This window comes from Streptomyces pathocidini, from assembly GCF_001418495.1.
Taxonomy (GTDB): domain Bacteria; phylum Actinomycetota; class Actinomycetes; order Streptomycetales; family Streptomycetaceae; genus Streptomyces; species Streptomyces pathocidini.
On sequence record NZ_LIQY01000681.1, the window covers coordinates 1 to 1,853 of the forward strand.

The 1,853-nt window shown below is 73.2% G+C and carries 3 protein-coding genes; 2 read left to right on the plus strand and 1 reads right to left on the minus strand.

All coding sequences use genetic code 11. The features are described 5' to 3' along the window. A partial coding sequence (locus AOK16_RS24410; protein WP_240483735.1) for a PfkB family carbohydrate kinase occupies window positions 1-322 on the plus strand: 322 nt, incomplete at its 5' end. Window positions 323-369: 47 nt separating this feature from the next. After that, window positions 370-1,236: a class II fructose-bisphosphate aldolase gene (locus AOK16_RS24415; RefSeq protein ID WP_055474269.1), complete on the plus strand. Its 867-nt coding sequence runs from the start codon at window positions 370-372 to the stop codon at window positions 1,234-1,236. A 157-nt stretch (window positions 1,237-1,393) separates the two neighbouring features. Here the strand turns inward: AOK16_RS24415 and AOK16_RS24420 are convergent. Then, the coding region (locus AOK16_RS24420) for a carbohydrate-binding protein (protein WP_478072695.1) at window positions 1,394-1,853 on the minus strand (460 nt) is incomplete at its 5' end.

The window sequence follows — 1,853 nt, forward strand, 5'->3', positions numbered from 1 at the left end:
CACCCGCCGCCGGGGCGCCCGCGCGGTCGCCGCCTCGCTCGGCGCGGACGGAATGCTGCTGGTGACGCCGGACGGCGACTGGCAGGCGGCCCCGCCGCGGGCGTTCGCGGGCAATCCGACGGGCGCGGGCGACTCGGCCGTGGCCGGGCTGCTGTCCGGGCTGGCCGAGGGCCTGCCCTGGCCCGACCGGCTGGCGCGGGCCGTGGCGCTGTCGGCCGCCACCGTACTGGCCCCGGTGGCGGGCGAGTTCGACCGGGCCGCTTACGCGGAGCTGCTGCCGCGGGTGGAGATCGCGCGCGGGGCGGGAACACCAGAAGCCTAGGAACCTAGGGTCAACCGGGCCGCTCGCGGCCCACGTTTGGGGGGCACATGCCACTCGTCGGCACCGGTGAACTCGTCGCCGAGGCGCGGGCCGAGGGCCGCGCGGTCGCGGCGTTCAACGTCATCACGCTGGAGCACGCCGAGGCGATCGCCGCGGGCGCCGAGGCCGCGGGCGCGCCCGCGATCCTGCAGATCTCGGAGAACGCGGTGAAGTTCCACGGCGGCCGCCTCGCCCCCATCGCAGCGGCGGCCGTCGCCGTGGCCCGCGCCTCCTCCGCGCCCCTCGCGCTCCACCTCGACCACGTCGAGTCGGTGGACCTGCTGCACGCCGCGCACCCCGAGGGCTTCAGCTCGGTGATGTTCGACGCGTCGAAACTGTCGTACGGCGACAACGTCAAGGCCACGGCGGAGGCAGTGCGTTGGGGCCACGAGCGCGGCATATGGATCGAGGCCGAGCTCGGCAAGGTCGGCGGCAAGGACGGCGAGCCGCCGCTCGACGCGCACGCGCCGGGCGTGCGCACGGATCCGGCCGAGGCGGCCGTGTACGCCGAGGAGACCGGCGTGGACGCACTCGCCGTCGCGGTCGGCAGCTCGCACGCGATGACCGCTCGTACGGCCTCCCTCGACCACGAGCTGATCGCCCGCCTCCGGGAGGCCGTCCCCGTACCGCTGGTGCTGCACGGCTCCTCGGGCGTCCCCGACGAGGAGATCCGGCGCGCGGTCGCCGCCGGAATGGCGAAGATCAACGTAGGTACGGCCCTCAACACGGCCTTCACCCGGGCCGTACGGGCCCATCTCGACGCGGACCCGAAGGTGGTCGACCCGCGGAAGTACGTGCGCCCGGCGCGGGACGCGATGGCGGCGACGGTCGCGGACTTCCTGGGGGTCGTGAACGGGGCCGTGAGCGGGTCGTGAACGGCTGAGGGCTGCCTGGCGGTTGTGCACGGCAGAGGGCTGCCGGGGGCCGCGCGGTTCCCAGGACTGCGCCGCGGAGCCATGCGGTCCCCGGGGTCTGCCCCGGCCCGACGTCAGCTCCCTCAGGGCTCACCTCGGGGCCTCGGGGGTTGCCTCGCTAGCCCTTGACCTGGCCCTCCTTCAACCAGACCTGGTCGAGGGCGTACTGCGTCTGATTGTCCGTCATGGAGTAGAACTCGATGGTGTTCGTGCCCTTGTTGAGCTCGACGTAGGCGAAGGACCGGGTCCAGCCCTTGTCCCACGCGCCTTCCTTCGCCATCGCGTAGTTCTTGAGCTGGGTCGGCGCCTCGCGGACCTTGCTGTTGAGCACGAGGGTCGTCGCGGCGTCCTTGCCAGGCACGCTGTAGCCCACGAACAGCGTGTACTGGCCGTCCTTGGGCACGTTCACGGTCCAGGTGGCGGAGGCGCCGGGACCGCTCATCATCAGGTACGAGCCGGTCTCGGAGCGGGCGCCCTGGATGTCGCTCGCGGCGGTGGTCGGACCCTTGATGCGCAGCGAGGCCGCGTCCACCTTCTTCGAGGCGAACGGCTTGGCGTCGTCCTTGTCGGGCTCGGCG